The 19,756-nt window shown below is 54.4% G+C and carries 22 protein-coding genes and 1 other annotated feature; of the genes, 10 read left to right on the top strand and 12 right to left on the bottom strand.

The window, feature by feature from the left end:
- Positions 1 to 21 precede the first annotated feature (21 nt).
- Positions 22 to 666, bottom strand: a complete 645-nt coding sequence (adk, locus tag F3J37_RS13005) for an adenylate kinase (RefSeq protein ID WP_034828185.1) — start codon at positions 664 to 666, stop codon at positions 22 to 24.
- Positions 667 to 817: 151 nt separating this feature from the next.
- Positions 818 to 1,648, bottom strand: a complete 831-nt coding sequence (locus F3J37_RS13000; protein WP_166933745.1) for a DUF6024 family protein — start codon at positions 1,646 to 1,648, stop codon at positions 818 to 820.
- A 191-nt stretch (positions 1,649 to 1,839) separates the two neighbouring features.
- On the opposite strand from F3J37_RS13000, the gene F3J37_RS12995 reads away from it, so the two are divergent.
- Positions 1,840 to 2,709 carry a LysR substrate-binding domain-containing protein gene (locus tag F3J37_RS12995; protein WP_166933744.1) on the top strand — a complete coding sequence of 290 codons (870 nt, stop codon included), beginning with the start codon at positions 1,840 to 1,842 and terminating at the stop codon, positions 2,707 to 2,709.
- Between the two features lie 89 nt (positions 2,710 to 2,798).
- Here F3J37_RS12995 and htpG read toward each other — a convergent pair whose 3' ends face one another.
- From htpG to F3J37_RS12965, 6 genes are all read right to left on the bottom strand, one after another.
- The gene (htpG, locus tag F3J37_RS12990) at positions 2,799 to 4,673 is read right to left on the bottom strand and encodes a molecular chaperone HtpG (protein WP_058962244.1); all 1,875 of its coding nucleotides are present in this window, start codon (positions 4,671 to 4,673) and stop codon (positions 2,799 to 2,801) included.
- Between the two features lie 99 nt (positions 4,674 to 4,772).
- Positions 4,773 to 5,378, bottom strand: coding sequence for a recombination mediator RecR (gene recR / locus F3J37_RS12985; protein WP_007886897.1), 606 nt, complete (start codon positions 5,376 to 5,378; stop codon positions 4,773 to 4,775).
- Positions 5,378 to 5,707, bottom strand: coding sequence for a YbaB/EbfC family nucleoid-associated protein (locus F3J37_RS12980; protein ID WP_031377860.1), 330 nt, complete (start codon positions 5,705 to 5,707; stop codon positions 5,378 to 5,380). Before F3J37_RS12980 ends, recR begins: the two co-directional genes overlap by 1 nt.
- A 52-nt stretch (positions 5,708 to 5,759) precedes the next feature.
- Positions 5,760 to 7,847, bottom strand: coding sequence for a DNA polymerase III subunit gamma/tau (dnaX, locus tag F3J37_RS12975; RefSeq protein WP_166933742.1), 2,088 nt, complete (start codon positions 7,845 to 7,847; stop codon positions 5,760 to 5,762).
- Positions 6,357 to 6,418, bottom strand: a sequence feature (DnaX frameshifting element). Its footprint overlaps the gene before it by 62 nt.
- Before the next feature lie 285 nt (positions 7,848 to 8,132).
- Positions 8,133 to 8,684, bottom strand: coding sequence for an adenine phosphoribosyltransferase (gene apt, locus F3J37_RS12970; protein WP_166933741.1), 552 nt, complete (start codon positions 8,682 to 8,684; stop codon positions 8,133 to 8,135).
- A gap of 153 nt (positions 8,685 to 8,837) precedes the next feature.
- Positions 8,838 to 9,218: a DUF454 family protein gene (locus F3J37_RS12965; protein WP_166933740.1), complete on the bottom strand. Its 381-nt coding sequence runs from the start codon at positions 9,216 to 9,218 to the stop codon at positions 8,838 to 8,840.
- A 57-nt stretch (positions 9,219 to 9,275) separates the two neighbouring features.
- Between F3J37_RS12965 and priC the strand changes: the two genes are divergently transcribed.
- The 3 genes from priC (at position 9,276) to rsmS (ending at position 10,375) form a co-directional block, all read left to right on the top strand.
- Entirely contained in the window at positions 9,276 to 9,788 is a 513-nt protein-coding gene (gene priC, locus F3J37_RS12960) for a primosomal replication protein PriC (RefSeq protein ID WP_166933739.1), read from the top strand.
- A gap of 173 nt (positions 9,789 to 9,961) precedes the next feature.
- Entirely contained in the window at positions 9,962 to 10,207 is a 246-nt protein-coding gene (locus F3J37_RS12955; protein ID WP_166933738.1) for a GlsB/YeaQ/YmgE family stress response membrane protein, read from the top strand.
- Between the two features lie 12 nt (positions 10,208 to 10,219).
- Positions 10,220 to 10,375, top strand: coding sequence for a pleiotropic regulatory protein RsmS (rsmS, locus tag F3J37_RS12950; protein WP_064511361.1), 156 nt, complete (start codon positions 10,220 to 10,222; stop codon positions 10,373 to 10,375).
- On the opposite strand, the gene acrR is transcribed toward rsmS, so the two are convergent.
- Positions 10,372 to 11,010, bottom strand: a complete 639-nt coding sequence (acrR, locus tag F3J37_RS12945; protein WP_166933737.1) for a multidrug efflux transporter transcriptional repressor AcrR — start codon at positions 11,008 to 11,010, stop codon at positions 10,372 to 10,374. The two genes, rsmS and acrR, sit on opposite strands and share 4 nt — an antisense overlap.
- 142 nt (positions 11,011 to 11,152) lie before the next feature.
- Between acrR and F3J37_RS12940 the strand changes: the two genes are divergently transcribed.
- From F3J37_RS12940 to ykgO, 4 genes are all read left to right on the top strand, one after another.
- The gene (locus tag F3J37_RS12940) at positions 11,153 to 12,343 is read left to right on the top strand and encodes an efflux RND transporter periplasmic adaptor subunit (protein WP_034828153.1); all 1,191 of its coding nucleotides are present in this window, start codon (positions 11,153 to 11,155) and stop codon (positions 12,341 to 12,343) included.
- A 17-nt stretch (positions 12,344 to 12,360) separates the two neighbouring features.
- Positions 12,361 to 15,510: a multidrug efflux RND transporter permease subunit AcrB gene (locus tag F3J37_RS12935; RefSeq protein WP_034828151.1), complete on the top strand. Its 3,150-nt coding sequence runs from the start codon at positions 12,361 to 12,363 to the stop codon at positions 15,508 to 15,510.
- A 159-nt stretch (positions 15,511 to 15,669) separates the two neighbouring features.
- A complete protein-coding gene (locus F3J37_RS12930) occupies positions 15,670 to 15,927 on the top strand; it encodes a type B 50S ribosomal protein L31 (RefSeq protein ID WP_034828149.1) in 258 nt (85 codons plus the stop codon).
- Positions 15,928 to 15,941: 14 nt separating this feature from the next.
- Entirely contained in the window at positions 15,942 to 16,082 is a 141-nt protein-coding gene (gene ykgO / locus F3J37_RS12925) for a type B 50S ribosomal protein L36 (protein ID WP_008103894.1), read from the top strand.
- Positions 16,083 to 16,126: 44 nt separating this feature from the next.
- Here the strand turns inward: ykgO and F3J37_RS12920 are convergent, their stop codons facing one another.
- From F3J37_RS12920 to F3J37_RS12910, 3 genes are read right to left on the bottom strand one after another with little or no spacing between them, the layout of a single operon-like run.
- Positions 16,127 to 17,005, bottom strand: coding sequence for a metal ABC transporter substrate-binding protein (locus F3J37_RS12920; protein WP_058962373.1), 879 nt, complete (start codon positions 17,003 to 17,005; stop codon positions 16,127 to 16,129).
- Between the two features lie 21 nt (positions 17,006 to 17,026).
- Positions 17,027 to 17,866, bottom strand: a complete 840-nt coding sequence (locus tag F3J37_RS12915; protein ID WP_045816335.1) for a metal ABC transporter permease — start codon at positions 17,864 to 17,866, stop codon at positions 17,027 to 17,029.
- On the bottom strand, positions 17,863 to 18,519 hold the full coding sequence (locus F3J37_RS12910; protein WP_034828143.1) for a metal ABC transporter ATP-binding protein: 657 nt from the start codon (positions 18,517 to 18,519) through the stop codon (positions 17,863 to 17,865). The genes F3J37_RS12915 and F3J37_RS12910 overlap by 4 nt, the downstream gene beginning before the upstream one ends.
- A 342-nt stretch (positions 18,520 to 18,861) precedes the next feature.
- On the opposite strand from F3J37_RS12910, the gene F3J37_RS12905 reads away from it, so the two are divergent.
- Together F3J37_RS12905 and tomB are read left to right on the top strand one after the other, a co-directional pair.
- Positions 18,862 to 19,215, top strand: coding sequence for a hypothetical protein (locus F3J37_RS12905; protein ID WP_166933736.1), 354 nt, complete (start codon positions 18,862 to 18,864; stop codon positions 19,213 to 19,215).
- Positions 19,216 to 19,361: 146 nt separating this feature from the next.
- The gene (gene tomB / locus F3J37_RS12900; protein ID WP_034828139.1) at positions 19,362 to 19,739 is read left to right on the top strand and encodes an Hha toxicity modulator TomB; all 378 of its coding nucleotides are present in this window, start codon (positions 19,362 to 19,364) and stop codon (positions 19,737 to 19,739) included.
- Positions 19,740 to 19,756 lie beyond the last annotated feature (17 nt).

The raw sequence follows: 19,756 nt of genomic DNA, 5'->3' as shown, positions 1-19,756 counted from the left end.
ACAACCGGCCCCTGATCCGCATTAACCGAGAATACCGGCCAGCTGCGTGCTCACTTCAGCCACCTTACGGGTGCCGTCGATCTTGTGATACTGGGTGTTACCGGCTTCCGCTTCTTTGCTGTAGTAAGCAATCAGCGGTGCAGTCAGCTGATGGTATTCCACCAGACGCTTACGCACGGTTTCTTCCTGGTCGTCTTTACGCGTGGTCAGCTCTTCGCCGGTCACGTCATCTTTGCCTTCCACTTTTGGAGGATTATAGGTGACGTGATACACGCGGCCAGACGGCGCATGCACGCGACGACCAACAATACGATCCACAATCAGTTCGTCCGGTACGGCAAACTCCAGCACGAAGTCCACATTGATGCCCGCGTCTTTCATAGCATCAGCTTGTGGGATAGTGCGTGGGAAGCCATCGAGCAGGAAACCGTTTTTGCAGTCTTCCTGCGCGATACGCTCTTTAACCAGCGCAATCACCAGCTCGTCTGTCACCAGTTTACCGGCATCCATGATGGCTTTCGCCTGTTGGCCCAGTTCGGTGCCTGCTTTAACTGCCGCACGCAACATGTCACCGGTGGAGATTTGCGGAATACCGTATTTCTCCATGATGAATTGAGCCTGAGTGCCTTTACCTGCGCCCGGTGCCCCGAGCAGAATAATACGCATTGCGTAATTCCCCTTGCGAATCGCATTGATCAATCTGAGAAGGCCAAGAACATACCATTATGACCCGCGCACCACAAGGAAACGGGCGCGCTTCCGGTGAAAGCTTTACTTTGACTTGCTTTAGCGCAAAACACCAGCAGAGTGCCCGTTTTTAAGAATCAAGGCTAACGCTAAACACTTCTTTCAGACGTCTCTTCAGGATCGGCGTGACGTTTTGATTTTTGTTCACACCGCCGCGCACGTTGGCATGCAGGCGCAATCGGTGATGAGCGGGAAGCAGATGCATATCCTGCGGTAAGTCGGGCAAGGTAAGACTGACCGGCATGGGGAACAGGGCGAACGGTAAGCCGTGCTGCTGAATCGATTGCAGCTGAACCGGGGCCTCAAGCGTAATATTATCCACGCTAGCGATATTAAACGGCCGCCAGTCGCTGTTTTCCATCATTTCAAGGGTTTGATCCAGTGACGAGCCAAAGGCCAGTCCCTGCTCAAATAACCGCAATTCGCTGCGCACCAGCGTGCTGAAATCGCAGGTTTTCAATGCAATTAACACCAGGTCACTGCTTAACGCCGCATGACGATCGAGCCGCGCCACAAACAATCGCGCATCGCTGATTAATCGTTTATGCAACAAGGTGGCAAAGGATTCCGAGGCGTCGGTCACGCCCTGACTTTGACACTCCGCCAGCGAGCGCACCCGCCCCTGCAGCATGTCGACATGCTCCACCAGCGCAATGTTACCAGCCATCATCGGCACTGCGGGTAACACACTCAGTTCACTGACCGGATATTGCGAAGCGTAACGCGTTTGATTGCGCGCCTGTTCCTGACGTAAAAACAGTTGTGAGAGCAGCACCCGCGAAATATGCAAAGAAGGTGCAAAGAAGAGGTCGTAATTTTCCAGCCGATAGTGACGTGAAAGCAAGCCGCGAAGTCGATCGCGCGCTGCCGCCGCCCTGGCAGAAGCATGTTGGTGATCCATCGCGTGAGATTTCTCTAATTATAAAGATGCTGTGTGTGTCGCAGATTGAGGGGGAACATTAGCCGCGTTAAACACAGACAACGCCATCCGTCAACCCGCCATAATCTGGGGGAAAGGTTAGGCCAATGCGGCTGGACATTAAAATGATATAAACTGACAATCCCTGTTAGGTTTTTACACAGGGGATGAGTATGACCGCGCTTCCGTCGTTACGTGCACTGCACTATTTTCATCAGGCAGCACTGCACAGCAGTTTTAGCGTGGCGGCCGAGCGTCTTCATGTGACACACAGCGCCATTAGCCATCAGATTCGACAGCTGGAAAGCTGGATGGGAAAGCCCTTATTCGTCCGTACCAATGGGCGCGTCAAATTAACCTCACACGGCGAGCGCTTGCTGGTGAGTTGTCAGAAGGCGTTTAGCGAACTCTCCACCACCTGCGAAAGCATTCGCACCGGCATGCGTCATCACCTCAGCGTCTCTTGCGCGCCCAGTTTTCTCTCGCAATGGCTGATTCCACGTATTAGCAGTTTTTATCAACGCTATCCCGATATTGAAGTGCAGTTTCAGCCGCTGGTGGAGATCGACCAGTTGCGCAGTGAACACACCGATGTGCTGATTCTCAGCTATGAGCAGTCACCGGATGAGGATATTGATGCTACGCTGATCAGCGATGACTACATCGGCCCGCTGTGCGCGCCTCAGTATGCCGCGCGTTTTCGCAATGAGCAGGATTTAGCCACACTGCCGCTGCTGCATGCCGATACACGACTGCACGCATGGGCCGAGTGGGCGAAAACCAGCGGTGCGCGTGGCAATTATTGGGTCGGTAAGCATTTCGATAATCTCACTCTGGGCATTCAGGCGGCGAGAAATGGCTTAGGGGTGATCATGGCCCCGCGCTTACTGGTCAGGCAGGAGTTGAGCGACGGTACGCTTATCGCCCCATTGGGATTTGTGCGTGTGGACCGCGCTACCTGGATGATGACAAAAATGTCACGTCAGCATGATGCGGAGATAACGTTATTCCGGGATTGGCTGCGCGATCAGGCGCTGCATTAAAAGAAAGGTCGGCATTCAATGCCGACCTTTTTGTCTCTTGCCAACCCTGCTGCCGGTATTGATGCCAACCGGCGCGGGCGCTGAATGGCTTATGCCGTCAGCAGTTGGTTCATACGACGGATAAACTGGTTAGGATCGTCCAGCGTGCCGCGCTCAGCCAGCAGCGCCTGATCCAGCAGCAGCTCAACCCATTCAGCAAAATGCGCTTCGTCATGGGTATCCGCCACGCGTTTCACCAGCGTATGCTCCGGGTTGATTTCGAAGATGTACTTCACATCCGGCACTTCCTGGCCCGCAGCAGCAAACAGCTTCGCCATCTGGGTGGTCATTTCGTTGGCGTCGGTGGTGACAATCGCCGGGGTGTCGGTCAGACGATGAGTCAGACGCACCTCTTTCACACGCTCGCCCAGCAGCGTTTTCACGCGCTCAACAAACGGCTCCAGCGCTTTTTCCGCTTCCTTCTGCTCTTCGGTCTCTTCATCGGCCAGTTTGCTCAGCGACTCATCCGCTTTGCTCACTGACTGGAAGGTTTTACCGTCGAACTCGGTCAGGTAGCTCATCATCCACTCGTCGATACGATCGGACAGTAGCAGTACCTCGATACCTTTTTTGCGGAACAGTTCCAGATGCGGGCTGCTCTTCGCGGCGGCATAGCTGTCAGCAGTGATGTAGTAAATCTTATCCTGCCCTTCCACCATGCGGCTCAGGTAATCGTCCAGCGAAATGGTCTGCTCAGCGCCTTCACTCTGCGTGGTGGCAAAGCGCAGCAGTTTAGCAATCGCCTGCTGATTGGTGTTGTCTTCGGCGGGGCCTTCTTTCAGGACCAGACCAAACTCTTTCCAGAACTGCTGGTATTTTTCGGCGTCGTCTTTAGCCAGTTTTTCCAGCATCTGCAGGCTACGCTTGGTCAGCGCGGCGCGCAGGCTCTGGGTGACACGGCTGTCCTGCAGGATTTCACGCGAGACGTTCAGCGGCAGATCGTTGGAATCTATCAGGCCACGCACAAAGCGCAGGTAGTTCGGCATGAACTGCTCGGCATCGTCCATGATGAACACGCGCTGCACATACAGCTTCAGGCCGTGTTTGCTGTCGCGGTTGAACATGTCGAATGGCGCACGCTGCGGGATGTACAGCAGGCTGGTGTACTCCTGCTTGCCTTCCACACGGTTGTGGCTCCAGATCGCCGGATCGCTGTAATCATGGGCGATGTGTTTATAGAACTCGTTGTACTCTTCGTCGCTGATTTCAGACTTGTTGCGCGTCCACAGCGCCTGAGCTTTGTTGATCTTCTCCCAGGTAGTGGTGTCGTTCTCTTCGTCTTTGGTCTCAATCTCAACCGGCAGCGCAATGTGATCGGAGTATTTGCTGATCACGTTGCGTACGCGCCACGCATCGAGGAAATCATCCTCACCTTCGCGGAAGTGCAGCGTGATTTCGGTACCGCGATCGGCTTTCTCAATTTCTGCCAGAGTGTATTCACCCTCGCCCGCCGATTCCCAGAACACGGCTTCATCGGCTTTCGCGCCCGCAGCACGAGTACGCACGGTGACTTTATCCGCAACGATAAACGCCGAGTAGAAGCCCACGCCGAACTGACCGATCAGCTGACTGTCTTTCGCCTGGTCTGAGCCCATGGATTCAAGGAAGGATTTGGTGCCGGACTTCGCGATGGTACCGAGGTTCTCAATCACCTCATCACGGCGCATGCCGATACCGTTATCGCTTAAGGTCAGCGTACGATTATCCTTATCGACCGAGATACGCACGCGCAGGTCGCCATCGCCTTCATACAGATCCGGCGTGGACAGGGCGCGGAAGCGCAGTTTGTCAGCGGCATCAGAGGCGTTGGAGATCAGCTCACGCAGGAAAATCTCTTTGTTTGAATAGAGAGAGTGAATCATCAGATGCAGAAGTTGTTTTACCTCTGACTGGAAGCCACGCGTCTCTTGTCCTTTCATGGTCATTGCTACCTCAACTAAATCGGGGTTGATCATAGGTTGAGAGAGAAATGGGGATGATGATGGGAATTTCAAGCCGATGTCGGTGAAGACATCGGCAAGTGATTAGAATTTAATCTTGTGGCGTCCAGCGAGCGAGTGCGACAGCGTGGTGCCATCGACCATTTCCAGCTCACCACCGACCGGCACACCGTGTGCAATGCGGCTGGCATCAACGCCATATTGCCCGCACAGCTCAGCAATGTAGTTGGCCGTCGCTTCACCTTCCACGGTAGGGTTGGTAGCAAGGATCACTTCGGTCAGCGTTTCACGCTCGAGGCGCTGCTCTAACCGGTCCAGACCGATATCTTGTGGACCGATGCCATCCAGCGGTGACAAGTGGCCCATCAGCACAAAGTAGCGACCGCCAAACTGGCCGGTTTGCTCAATGGCGTGGATATCGGCAGGACTCTCCACCACACAAATCTGGCCGTTTTGTTGACGACGCGGATTGGCGCAGATGGTGCAAATTTCCTGCTCGGTGAAAGTGCGGCAATCGGCACAGTGGCCGATTTCCGACATCGCGCGGGTCAATGCCTGCGCCAGACGCATGCCACCGCTACGATCGCGCTGTAACAGCTGAAAAGCCATGCGCTGCGCCGATTTCGGGCCTACACCCGGCAGGCAGCGCAAGGACTCCATCAAAGATTCAAGCAGTGGACTGGTTTGCATCAGAACGGCATCTTGAAGCCAGGTGGCAGCTGCATACCAGAAGACACAGAGGCCATTTTCTCTTTCTGCGTTTCATCAATGCGACGTGCCGCATCGTTAAAGGCTGCCGCAATCAGATCTTCCAGCATGTCTTTGTCGTCTTCCAGCAAGCTTGGATCAACTTCAACACGACGGCAGTTATGTGCACCATTGATGGTGACTTTGACCAGGCCAGCGCCTGATTCACCGGTCACTTCCAGCGCGGCAATCTCTTCCTGAACTTTGGCCATTTTGTCTTGCATCTGCTGGGCCTGTTTCATCAGGTTGCCCAATCCGCCTTTACCAAACATAGTCTTCTCTCTCTGCTGGGGCTGCGCGCCACTCACGCGCGACAGCGGGTGTTCAAACGGGTCGAATACTCTCTTCATCCAGATCGGCATCGAAGAATCGACGCAATGTCTGAATGTGAGTATCGCTTTCAATCGACTGGCGCGCCTGCACCAGTTTCTCTTCATAAATGGCCTGACGCCATTCCAGTGGCGTCAACACCGCAGGATTATCGTCTTCAACGATGGTCAGTTCAACCGTTTGTCCGGCTGCCTGACTGAGCGCTTCCGTCAACGCCTGTTTTGCCGACGCTGAATTCAGGTGACGCTGACTGCTGCGCAAATGCAGCGTGACGGCGTTCTCGCCCACCTCTTTCCACGCGTTTAACGCCACCTGCTGCACCAGTTTTGGCAACGTCAGTGCGGCTATTTCGGCGGCCCACGCATCGCGCTGCTGGGCTTCTTCGGCCAGACGAAGCGCCAGCTCAGGCGTTTTCTCATGCTCCAGAGCGGAACGCAAGGCTTTTGGCGTTGCGATGGGCTCTGCTTTTACCTCGACCGTTTGCTGGGCTTTCCAGCGATAGGCTTCTGGCTTCGCGGGCGTTTTTACCGCGGGTTCAGACGCACGCTGCTGCACGCGTTCGGTGACACTGGCAAGACGTTCCAGCGCCGGGTTCGCCGGCCGCGCGGGACGCGCTGCCGGCTCACTCTTTTTTGCTTTGCCGGCTCCCTGACGCAGCAACTGCGTTCGCGCCTGTAACAGCTGGCTGGTGGAGTCGGACATATGTTCTGGCGCCGGTTGCATATCGGCGTAATCATCAGCCATCGGCGGTGCGTCCTGCATTGGCGGCGCCATCTGCGGCTGCGCGGCAGAGGCGGTGCGAGGTGCCGAAGAAGTGGCTGCAGGTCCGGGAGCGGAAGCCGCTGGCGTTGCTGACGCGGCAGTGTTGGCTGACGAAGCTGGAGCAGTAACCTGAGCGGAAGAGGCCGGCGCAGCAACGCCTGCGGATGCAGCAGACGCTTGCGGTGCCGCCTGCGGGATCAGACTGGGCCGCGCAACCGGCTCGGCAATGGTCGCCTGCGGATGGAACGCCAGCGCGCGCAGCAGCGTCATCTCGACACCGAGGCGACGATCCGGTGCCAGCGGCAGATCTTTACGTCCCATCAACAAAGTTTGGTAGTAGAGCTGCACGTCGGCGGGCGGTAAGACGCGCGCTAAATCGCGCAGGCGCTGTGCCTGATTCACATCATCCTCGCCCAGCGAAGCCGGCAGCAGTTGCACCATTGCCACGCGGTGCAGCAAACGCAGCATCTCGACCAGCAGCGCTTCCCACTCGACACCACGCGATGCCGCCTGATTCAGCAGTGCCATCACCTGTTCACCCTGGCCCTCCACCAGCGCTTCAATCAGCGCCAGCGGCTGTTCGTCATCCAGCGTGCCCAGCATTTGCGCCACGGTTTCACGCGTCACGCTGCCCTGCCCCATGGCAATCGCCTGATCGGTGAGACTCAGGGCATCACGCATACTGCCATCAGCGGCACGCGCCAGCAGATGCAGTGCACGCGGCTCGGCGGCAATCTGCTCCTGCTGCAATATATGCACTAACTGCTGCTGAATTTGCTCGACGTCGAGCGCTTTAAGATGGAACTGCAGGCAACGCGACAGAATGGTCACCGGCAGTTTTTGCGGATCGGTGGTCGCCAGCAGGAATTTGACGTGCGACGGCGGCTCTTCCAGCGTTTTCAACAGCGCATTAAAGCTGTGACGCGAGAGCATGTGCACTTCATCGATCAGATAAACCTTGAAGCGACCGCGCGCCGGGGCGTACTGCACGTTATCCAGCAGATCGCGCGTGTCTTCAACTTTGGTGCGTGACGCGGCATCGATCTCAATCAGATCGACAAAGCGCCCCTGCTCGATTTCACGGCAGTTATCACACTGACCACATGGCGTGGAGGTGATGCCGGTTTCGCAGTTAAGACCTTTCGCCAGCAAACGGGCGATCGAGGTTTTCCCCACGCCGCGTGTACCGGAGAAGAGATAAGCATGATGGATTCGTCCCAGTGACAATCCGTTGGCCAGCGCAGTCAGCACATGTTCCTGACCGACTACGTCAGCGAAAGCCTGGGGACGCCATTTTCGCGCAAGTACCTGATAGCTCATGTGGATTCAATCACTGGAATTTATTGAGTTGGCACAGCGGTGCGGCTAAATGAACCGGGTTCCGCCACAAGACAAAGAGGAAAAATGCAGCTTCGCAACCCCTGTTTATATGGGCAGTAGTCTAACAGCCACAACGGGATATGCCTATACCCGCGCTGCAGGCGCTGAATGTCATCGCGCATCCGCTTGAGCGGTACGATTTATCAGATATTGATACCAAGGTACGACGGCAGGAACGCGCAATGAAATGCGCCGCGATGGCCAAGGCCAGCGGCGCACAGGGCCTTAGTGGCCGGGGAAATTCACGAGGCTGTAGCAATCAATGCCGATCGCGTTAAGGCGCGCTTCACCGCTCAGATCAAACAGGTTGATCACGAACGCAGCATCTTTCACTTCACCACCGGCACGGCGGATCAGTTTCACCGTAGCTTCCAGCGTACCGCCGGTGGCCAGCAGATCGTCCACCACCAGCACCACATCACCTGGCTTAATGGCATCTTTGTGCAGCTCCAGCGCATCAGAACCGTACTCCAGCTCATAGCTCTCGCTGTAGGTTTCACGCGGCAGCTTGCCCGGCTTACGCACCGGCACAAAACCGACACACAGACCCAGTGCCACCGGTGCACCAAACAGGAAGCCACGTGCTTCGGTGCCCACCACTTTGGTGATACCTTTGTCACGATAGCGTTCAACCAGAATGGCAATCGACGCGGCATAGGCCTGCGGATCTTCCATCAAACTGGTGACGTCACGGAACAGGATGCCCGGCTTAGGGTAGTCAGGGATGCTTTTGATGCTGTTTTTGATGAGTTCAAGCTGCTGAGCAGTTGCGGTCATAAGTGTTACGCCTGGAAAAATATCTAATACGCGCAGCATCCGACAGCGCCAATACCCGGAAACCGGGTTAAGCGAAGACGTTTAAAAAGGGAAGCCACGCACGAAGATGCCCAAATCTATGCAAATACCTGTCTAAATGCAACCCTGCCGCACTTAATCGCCGCTGTCAGCATTTTCTGCCACTACCGGGATACGCCACATAAACAAAAGCAGCGCGCACAACATGATGCCCAGCATAATCCGCACCCACAGCATGTTAACTACACAAATAGAGACGGCAAAGGTGATGACAATCAGCAACATGGCGCGGCCTTTGGCGCCGGGCGGCATGGCGCGATGCTGTTGCCAGTGGCGGATATAGCGACCAAACGGCGAGCGCCACAGCAGCCAGTGGTGAAAACGCGGTGACGAACGGGCAAAGCACCAGGCGGCCAGCAACACAAATGGCGTGGTCGGTAACAAAGGTAATACAATGCCCAGCGTGCCCAGCACAATCGCCAGCCAGCCAAGACACAGAAGAAAAATTCGTTGCATGCCTGATGCCTGATAAAATCGGAACTGCGCTACGTTAACACAGTCGGAATCAGAGTGATGCCCCAACCGCCCGCACATCAACGTCTGCTCGCCATTGTCGATCAGCTACGACAGCAAATCGCACAGCAACGCGATGGTGCCTGCCGACAGCCCCGTTTTGACGCCCAACTGTTCCATTGCAAAGGCACGCGGCTCGCTGATTATCTTGCTGAGCTGGAACAGAATTTAACCCAGCTCATCGCTGCTGATACCAACGTCATACGCCGTCAGTGGCTGGCGGAGAAAGTGCTGGACCAGATTGCCGCCCTGCAACGCGAATGCCAGAGCCAGCAACTGCGCACCCCGCGTGAGCGTCCTCGCGTTGATCCGCGCCAGTCGAAGCGCGAAGAGTATCAGGGCTATGAAACGCGCTTGCTGGCGATGATCGAACAACGTGAGCAACATCTGGCGCGCGCCGAAACCCTCAGCGTGCAGCAGCAGTTGATCCGCGATATCGAAGTGCTGCACGAGCGGCTGGCACGCTGTCGCCATGCGATGCACAAACTGGAAATGTCAGGCCCGGCACGGTAGTCACCGCCCACTTTCCTTTATACCCGTCATACTTCACAGGGCAGGTGCGTTGGCTACGCTCATTCCCCCCGTGTCTGCATGAGTAAGCCCCTGCGGGTTCATTCCTTTGCCACTTGCCTGCACCTGAAATTATTTAGGATATATACTCCCCCTATGAATGAAGGAGGAAAATCATGACCCTAATTATGTGGATAGCGATTGGCGTGGTGGCTGGCTGCATCAAGCGCATGGTTTTTCCCGGTCGGCCGGGTGGGTGTGTTCCGACGCTGGTGCTGGCCGTGATTGGTGCGTTAATTGGGGGTTACATCGCGACTTATTTTACAACGGGTGATTTAGCGACGTTGCATCCCGCTGGCTTTGGGGTGGCACTGCTGGGTTCCATTTTGATGCTGCTGGTGGCGGCAAAATTACGTATTTAACAAGGAGAAATCATGTCACTGGAAACTGCATCCGATGAGATCAAACTGGCAGTGGATTTGATACAACTGCTGGAAGAGAACCAGGTGCCGACCGCAACCGTGTTAGCCGCGCTGGCGATTGTCCAACGCGATTATCAGCAGAAACAGGCGGCAGAGGGCGTTAATTAACGCGCCGAGGAGAGGGTGGGACTGAGCCGCAGCATATCAATAAAGGCATCCACCAACTGCGGCGCATCTGTCGCCAGATCAAACGCCTGTGGGTTAAACAGCCAGTTTTCCATCATACCGTTGATATAGCCGCACATCAGACGCGCCGATTGCAACGTGTTCAATCCCGCAGGCAACTGGCCCACTTCGATACACTCACGTAGCACCAATTCAATTCGGTCGTAACACTCAAGCAGTAAACTTTGACGCATATCCTGTAATGTCGACATTTCGCCAACGAATTCACATTTATGGAAGATAATCTCCATTAATGCGCGTCTTTGTGGATCCTTTGCTGTGGCGTCAAGGATATAGATCAACATCGAACGGATAACAGAAAGTGGATCGCCCGGGTATTTTGTCTGATACTCAAGTTCCACATCGTCAAGCCCAGCGTCACACCGAAGCCAGATTTCATGCAGAACATCGGCTTTATTTTTGAAATGCCAGTAGATAGCACCGCGCGTGACGCCGGCCGCTGTTGCGATATCTGCCAGGGATGTGGCAGCCACACCGTGTTCAGAGAAGTGTGCTAAAGCGGCATCCAGAATTTGGTTCCGCGTTTCAAGTGCTTGCGCTTTGGTTTTTCGTGCCATAGAGGACTTTTTTTACAAACTGGCAAGTTTACATACATTTGTGAATGTATGTACCATAGCACGACCCGTGTTTTAACGCAGCAATGGGTTTATCGGTTTGTGATCCATTGATCATTTGATATCGGACACTAGAGGTTTATTTATGAATAAAAACAGAGGATTAGCGCCTCTGGCGGCCGTCCTGATGCTTTCAGGCAGCTTTGTGTTAACAGGATGTGATGATAATAAATCCCAGCAAGCCGCCCAGCAGCAGCCCCCAGAAGTGGGTGTTGTGACGTTAAAAAACGAGCCTTTGAAAATTACCACCGAACTGCCAGGACGTACTTCGGCATTCCGCGTGGCAGAAGTGCGCCCTCAGGTGTCAGGCATTATTCTGAAGCGTAATTTTGAGGAAGGAACGGATATCAAAGCAGGCGTGTCCCTGTATCAGATCGATCCGGCAACTTACCAGGCGGCTTATGACAGCGCCAAAGGCGATTTAGCACAGGCGCAAGCCAATGCACACGTCGCGCAGTTAACCATCAAACGTTATAAGCCGCTGCTGGGTACTAAGTACATCAGCCAGCAGGACTATGACACCGCTGCGGCCACCGCTGCACAGACGGCTGCAGCCGTTCAGGCAGCCCAGGCCAATGTGGAAACCGCCCGCATCAATCTGGCTTACACCAAAGTGACGTCGCCGATCAGCGGTCGCATTGGTAAGTCGTCAGTCACTGAGGGCGCTCTGGTCTCCAGCGGTCAAACCACTGCGCTGGCAACCGTGCAGCAGCTCGATCCAATGTATGTCGATGTGACCCAATCCAGTGATGATTTCCTGCGTTTGCGCGCAGAGCTGGAATCCGGTCAGCTGAAACAGAATGACGGCAAAGCCAACGTCACGCTCTTGATGCAAAACGGTAACGCATACACGCAGACAGGCACATTGGAATTCTCTGATGTGACCGTGGATGAAACCACCGGCTCTATCACGCTGCGCGCCATCTTCCCGAACCCGGACCATCGCCTGCTGCCAGGGATGTTTGTGCGTGCGCGTCTGGATGAAGGCACCAACCCAACCGCACTGCTGGTACCGCAACAGGGCGTAACTCGTACCCCAACGGGTCAGGCAACCGCGATGGTAGTGGGCGCAGATAACAAAGTGGAAGTCCGTAATATCACCGCTAATCAGGCATTTGGCGACAAATGGCTGGTAACGGATGGCCTGAAAGAAGGCGATCGCGTGATCACCGTCGGTCTTCAGCGTGCCAAGCCAGGTGCGCAGGTGACACCACAAGAAGTCAAAGATGATGCCAAAGCAGCACCGGAATCACAGTCTGCTAAATCATCGTCCTAAACAGGAGCCACTGATACATGGCTAAGTTCTTTATCGATCGCCCCATTTTTGCCTGGGTGCTTGCCATCATCATTATGCTGGCAGGTACTCTTGCGATTATCAGCTTGCCGATTGAGCAATATCCCAATGTTGCGCCGCCGGCCGTTGAAATCCAGGCAACCTACCCGGGTGCTGATGCGAAAACGCTGCAGGATTCGGTAACCCAGGTTATCGAACAAAACATGAACGGCATCGATGGCCTGATGTATATGGCCTCGAGCAGTGACTCGTCCGGTACTTTAACCCTGACGCTGACCTTCCAGTCCGGTACCAACGCCGATATCGCGCAAGTACAGGTACAGAACAAGCTGCAGCTGGCGATGCCACTGCTGCCACAGGAAGTACAGCAGCAAGGTATTCAGGTTAAAAAATCCTCCAGCAGCTTCCTGATGGTAGCGGGCTTTGTCAGTGATGACGGCAGCATGACGCAGAATGATATCTCTGACTATGTTGCTTCAAACATCAAAGACCCGATCAGCCGTACGCCTGGCGTCGGTGATACTCAGGTGTTTGGTGCGCAGTACGCGATGCGCATCTGGCTCGACCCGCACAAACTGAACAACTACCAGCTGACGCCGGTCGATGTCATCAGTGCGTTGGGCACCCAGAACACCCAGGTCGCCGCCGGTCAGTTAGGGGGTACACCGCCCGTACCTGGCCAGCAGTTGAACGCCTCGATCATTGCCCAGACCCGTCTGACCAATACCGAAGAGTTCGGCAATATTATGCTGAAAGTGAACCAGGATGGCTCACAGGTACGCTTGCGTGACGTGGCGAAGATTGAACTCGGTGGTGAAAACTACGAGATCATCGCTCGCTACAACGGCAAACCGGCTTCGGGTATCGGTGTGAAACTGGCAACCGGTGCGAATGCATTGGATACCGCCAAAGCGGTGAAAGATGAGCTGGCCAAACTGCAGCCGTTCTTCCCGGCTGGCATGAAAACCGTTTACCCGTACGACACCACGCCGTTCGTGAAGATCTCGATCTTCGAAGTGGTGAAAACGCTGTTTGAAGCGATCGTGCTGGTGTTCCTGGTGATGTACCTGTTCCTGCAGAACTTCCGCGCCACGCTGATTCCGACCATTGCGGTGCCGGTGGTGCTGTTGGGTACGTTTGCGATTATCAGTGCCTTTGGTTACTCGATAAACACCCTGACGATGTTCGGGATGGTGCTCGCCATCGGCCTGTTGGTGGATGACGCCATCGTGGTGGTAGAGAACGTTGAGCGTGTGATGGCGGAAGAAGGTTTACCGCCGAAAGAAGCGACAAAACGTTCGATGGAGCAGATTCAGGGTGCGCTGGTGGGTATTGCCCTGGTGCTGTCCGCAGTATTCATCCCGATGGCCTTCTTCGGCGGCTCGACCGGGGTTATTTATCGTCAGTTCTCGATCACCATCGTTTCCGCGATGGCACTCTCAGTACTGGTGGCGTTGATTCTGACGCCGGCACTCTGTGCCACCATGCTGAAACCGATCAAGAAAGGCGATCACGGTAAAACCACCGGCTTCTTCGGCTGGTTCAACCGCTTGTTCGATAAGAGCACCAACCACTACGTCGATAGCGTAGGTCACATCGTACGTAGCACCGGTCGTTATCTGGTGATCTACCTGGTGATCGTAGTCGGCATGGCGTATCTGTTCCTGAAACTGCCTACCTCCTTCCTGCCGGAAGAGGATCAGGGTCTGTTACTGGCGCAGGCGCAGTTGCCAGCCGGTGCAACCCAGGAACGTACGCAGAAAGTGCTGGATCAGGTGACCGATTACTTCCTGAACAAAGAGAAAGACAGCGTTAACTCGGTATTTACCGTTAACGGCTTTGGCTTTGCGGGTCGTGGTCAGAACACCGGTATTGCTTTCGTCAGCCTGAAACCGTGGGATGAGCGTGGCGATGCCAGCCTGAAAGTGCCAGCGATTGCCGGACGCGCCATGCAGGCGTTAGGTCAGATCAAAGATGCGATGGTCTTCCCGTTCAACCTGCCAGCGATTATCGAGCTGGGTAACGCCACCGGCTTCGACTTCATGCTGACGGACCAGGGTAACCTGGGCCACGAGAAGTTAACCGCCGCGCGTAACCAGCTGTTTGGCATGATTGCCCAGCATCCGGATACGCTGGTGGGCGTGCGTCCAAACGGTATGGAAGATACGCCACAGTACAAACTGATCATCGATCAGGAAAAAGCGCAGGCGTTGGGTGTGTCGCTGTCTGACATCAACACCACGCTGGGCGCGGGCTGGGGTGGTTCGTACGTCAATGACTTCATCGACCGTGGTCGTGTGAAGAAAGTGTACGTCATGGGCCAGGCTGACTCGCGTATGTTGCCAGATGACATCAGCAAATGGTTTGTGCGTAACAGCTCCGGCACTATGGTTCCGTTCTCAGCCTTCTCTTCGGCGAAGTGGCAGTACGGTTCACCACGTCTGGAACGTTACAACGGCTTACCATCGATGGAGATTCTGGGTCAGGCTGCACCAGGCAAGAGCTCCGGCGATGCTATGAACCTGATGGAAGAGCTGGCGGGCAAACTGCCTGCGGGTATCGGCTATGACTGGACCGGTATGTCTTACCAGGAACGTCTGTCCGGTAACCAGGCCCCTGCCCTGTACGCCATCTCGCTGATTGTGGTGTTCCTGTGTCTGGCCGCATTGTATGAGAGCTGGTCGATTCCGTTCTCCGTTATGCTGGTGGTGCCGCTGGGTGTGGTCGGTGCATTGATCTTCACCACCCTGCGCGGACTCAGTAACGACGTCTACTTCGTGGTGGGACTGCTGACAACCATTGGCTTGTCGGCGAAGAACGCCATCCTGATCGTTGAATTCGCCAAGGATTTGATGGAGAAGGAAGGGAAAGGTTTGGTGGAATCAACACTGGAAGCAGCACGTATGCGTCTGCGTCCAATTCTGATGACCTCACTGGCCTTTATCCTCGGTGTTCTGCCGCTGGCCATCAGTACCGGTGCTGGTTCCGGCGCACAGAACGCCGTAGGTACTGGCGTAATGGGCGGCATGGTCACCGCAACTGCGTTGGCGATCTTCTTCGTGCCAGTGTTCTTTGTGGTGGTACGTCGCCGCTTTGGTAAGAACAAAGCGGAGATTGAGCAAGGCCATCCGGTCGAGCACAAACACTAAGTTGTCACCTGTTGAAAAGGCCGCGCAAGCGGCCTTTTTTATTGCCTGAACACCGCCCTTCACCCGACCGTTCAATACCCTTACTGCGATCGCGGTTGCAATCAATTCTCTGCAGGTTCATACTATTGTTATATTATAACATTACATGAGAGTGCAGTTATGAAAGCCAATATCCATCCTCATTACCGTCCGGTGGTGTTCCACGACACCTCTGTCGATGAGTATTTCAAAATCGGTTCCACCATTAAAACCGAACGCACCATTGAGTTCGAAGGTGAAGTGCTGCCGTACGTGACGCTGGATGTCTCGTCTAAATCCCACGTCCACTACACCGGCAAGCAAAAAGATCTCACCAAAGAAGGCAGCGCCGCACGCTTCAACAAGCGTTTCGGCAGCTTCCTGACGCGCGGCAATTAATCAGGAGTTAACGCATGCAGGTTTTAAGTTCATTACGGTCTGCCAAGACCCGTCACAAGGATTGCAAAGTCGTGCGTCGTAAAGGTCGCATTTACGTGATCTGCAAAACAAATCCGCGCTTTAAGGCGGTTCAGGGAAGAAAAAAGAAAAGGTAGGAAAGTGTCGTGATAATTGGCCGGGATGCTCCCCGGCCTTTTTTTTACTTCATGCTCTGCAACATGATATCGACGTTGTGCTTGAAGGCAGCAACATAGGTCGCAGCAGGACCGTTCGCCTCGGACAACGCTTCAGGATAGAGTTCACCACCTGGCTGTGCGCCGGTTTCGCTGGCAATCTGTTTCACCAAACGCGGATCGGTCTGATTCTCCATGAAGTAAGTCTTGATGTGCTCAGCCTTCAGCTGCTTGATAATCGATGCCACATCGCTGGCACTGGCTTCGGCTTCCGTGGAGAAACCGACTGGCGCCAGGAAACTCACACCGTAACGCTGGCCAAAGTAACCAAAGGCATCATGGCTGGTCAGCACTTTACGCTTGCTTTTCGGCACTGCAGCAAACTCCGTTTTTGCCCAGCTATCCAGTTTTTCCAACTGCTGAATGTAGCTTTCACCGCTCTTGCGGATATCCGCCGCATCTTCCGGGTCGGCTTTAATCAGCGCATTCATCACGTTGGTGGCATAAATCACGCCATTGTGCATGCTATTCCACGCGTGTGGGTCAGTCACGGTTTTGCCGTCTTCTTCCATTTTGCGCGTGTTGACGCCGTTGGAGGCGACCACAATCGTGCCTTTATAGCCGGAGGCGCTGATCAGGCGATCCATCCACCCTTCCATCCCCAAACCACTCACAAATACCACATTGGCTTTAGCCAATGCCTGGCTATCCTGTGGCGTTGGTTCGAAGGTATGAGGATCGCCGTTAGGCTGCACCAGCGACTTCACGTTAACGTGATCGCCGCCCACCTGCTTAACGATATCTGCCAGCACGGTGAAACTCGCTACCACATCCACGGTTTTCGCCATGGTCAGTGGGCTAATCAACATGGCGCCAATCGCCAGACTCAACGGTAACTTCTTCATTCGTATCCCCTAATTGTATAGTTATCGACGGCGCAGCAGGCCGCCACACGGTCCTGTTAAAACAGAAAGCAAAAACAGTACGGCAGCACTCAGCACCACCGCCGGTCCAGCGGGCAGTGAGAAGTGCCAGGAAAGAATTAAACCTACCAGCGCGGCGATCATCGCCAGCAGCATGGCGATGCCGAGCATGCAGGCGAGATGGCGACTCCAGAAACGCGCGCTGGTCGCCGGTAACATCATCAATCCCACCGACATCAACGTGCCGAGCACCTGAAAACCCGCAACCAGATTCAGCACCACCAGCATCAGGAAGATGCCGTGGACGATTGGCGCGCTCCACTTGCCTTGCGCACGCAGGAAATCCGGGTCGAACGCATCAATCACCAGCGGACGGAAAATCACTGCCAGCATCAGCAAAGTGAAAGCCGCGATGCCGCCCACCAGCAGGATGGCCGCGTTATCGACGGCCAGCAGTGAACCGAACAGCACGTGCAGCAGATCGACGCTCGATCCACGCAATGACACCAGCGTCACGCCCAGCGCCAGCGAGCCGAGATAAAAGCCAGAGAAACTGGCGTCCTCTTTTAAGGGGGTGTATCGACTGACGGCACCAGAAAGCAGCGCAACGGCTAACCCCGCAATCAACCCGCCGATGCCCATCGCCACCAGCGATAAGCCGGAAACCAGATAGCCAATCGCCGCGCCAGGCAGCACCGCATGGGAGAGCGCATCGCCCACCAGACTCATACGACGCAGTGAAAGGAATACACCCAGCGGCGTGGCGCTCAGCGCTAATGCCACACAAGCCACTAATGCACGGCGCATAAAACCAAATTCGATAAACGGTTGAATCAATGTCACGAAGCCACCCTGCGCAGCAGTGGAGTTTGAGCGGAGTCAGCATCATCAAGTGACAACACATCTTTGAAGTAACGCGCGACCAGTGGTCGATCGTGCAACACCACTAATAAGGTGGTGCCCGCCTGCTGCTGCTGCTCAAGGATTGACATCAACAGCGTGACGGTTTGCGTATCGATGCCATTAAAGGGTTCATCCAGCAGCCAGACTTTACTTTGCTGCAGCATTAGGCGCGCAAACAGCACCCGCTGCAACTGGCCGCCGGAAAGCATTGAAGGCTGCGCATCGGCGAAATCACGCATCTGCACGGCATCCAGTGCGGCATCGATCTCCTGTCGCATCGCACGATTGATGCCACCAAACCAGCCGCAGCGCGGCCAGCATCCCATAGCAACCAGCTCATAAACGGTAAGCGGGAAACGGGTTTCTAACTCACTACGCTGCGGCAACCAGCCAAGCGCCTTAGGCGAAATCTTTAATTCGCAAGTCCCTGCAATCGGCGGCAACAGACCGGCGATGGTTTTCAGTAGCGTGGATTTTCCGGTGCCGTTCGCGCCGATTAATGCCGTCATACTGCCTGCCGCCAGTTCTCCGGTAACTATGGGGGTCACCGCTTGTCCCTGATAGCCGCCCTGCAAGCGGTTGAAATGCATCATTTCTGCATTCCCCAATAGATAGCGAGCGCCAGGAACGCGATAAGCAGCAGCGCGACCAGCAGACGGTCGCTAAGTGAGAGGAGTAAACCACTGTGATTCATGGAGGGAGACCAAAAACGTTATAACATAACAATTATACTACCTGATTTTCCCCGCGCGATACCCGAGAGAAAGTGTTTCAAAAGTTAACCATTTGGCGCTGACTCTGTGGCTATCACTGGATCTGAATCGATTGAGCGATAAATCCCATCGCAACGATTACGTATTCTGCACAGAGTTAACTTGCAATATTTGGCCAGAACCCCAATGATAGATTCATCCTCCTTTTTTACCGGAAGCGAAATGCAGTCTATTATTCATTGTGATATTGCTGTGGATGAGGACGATTGCGAGAAGTTGCAGGCTATTATCCAGGGGAATATTCTCAAAATAGCCGAAGCCCTGGCAGGTGATTTACAGTGGTATTCTCAAAACGCGCAATTAGTTCCCGACAGTTTTAAGATTATTTCCATTCAACCGCACGATAACAATCGATTTAAAATGCTTTACGATTTTAAGTGGGATTTATTTAATCCTTGCCTGGATTTAAATGAAACATCTACCCAGCATGAAGAGGTTTTGTTCCAGATAGTACCGGGCGCACTGGCGTTTTCAGTGATAGACAATACCCGCCCCTCGCCCGCTGACGAATTGTAATATTTGGTAATTGAGGTGAGCAAAGCTAATGAATGTGGATTATATTTAAAGAGTCGCTGAATTCTTAATATTCGTGATCGCTTCCTGATAGCTTTTCCAAATCTCGCCGCGCTGCGGTCACTGTGCAAGCTCTGGAGGGGAAAAAGATGGACGAATACTCACCAAAACGGCATGATATTGCCCAGCTTAAATTCCTGTGTGAGAACCTGTTTGACGAAAGTATGGCGACACTGACTGACAGCCATCACGGCTGGGTGAATGACCCTACTGCGGAAAGCAATTTACAGCTCAACGATTTGATTGAGCATATCGCATCTTTCACGATGAATTACAAAATTAAGCACGTTGAAGATGAAGCGCTGATTACGCAAATCGATGAATATCTTGACGATACCTTTATGCTGTTTAGCAGTTATGGAATCAATACTCAGGATCTTCAACGGTGGCAACGTTCAGCAAGACGCTTATTTAATCTGTTTGCCGAAGAGTGCGCTTTTCTCCAACAACCCAGCCATTCCTTTTAGCATCAGAGTGAGACCGG

It is taken from the genome of Candidatus Pantoea communis, from assembly GCF_011752685.1.
Classification (GTDB): Bacteria; Pseudomonadota; Gammaproteobacteria; order Enterobacterales; family Enterobacteriaceae; genus Pantoea; species Pantoea communis.
The sequence above is the reverse complement of the archived record's forward strand: the minus strand, read 5'-3'. Positions and strand labels throughout refer to the sequence as shown.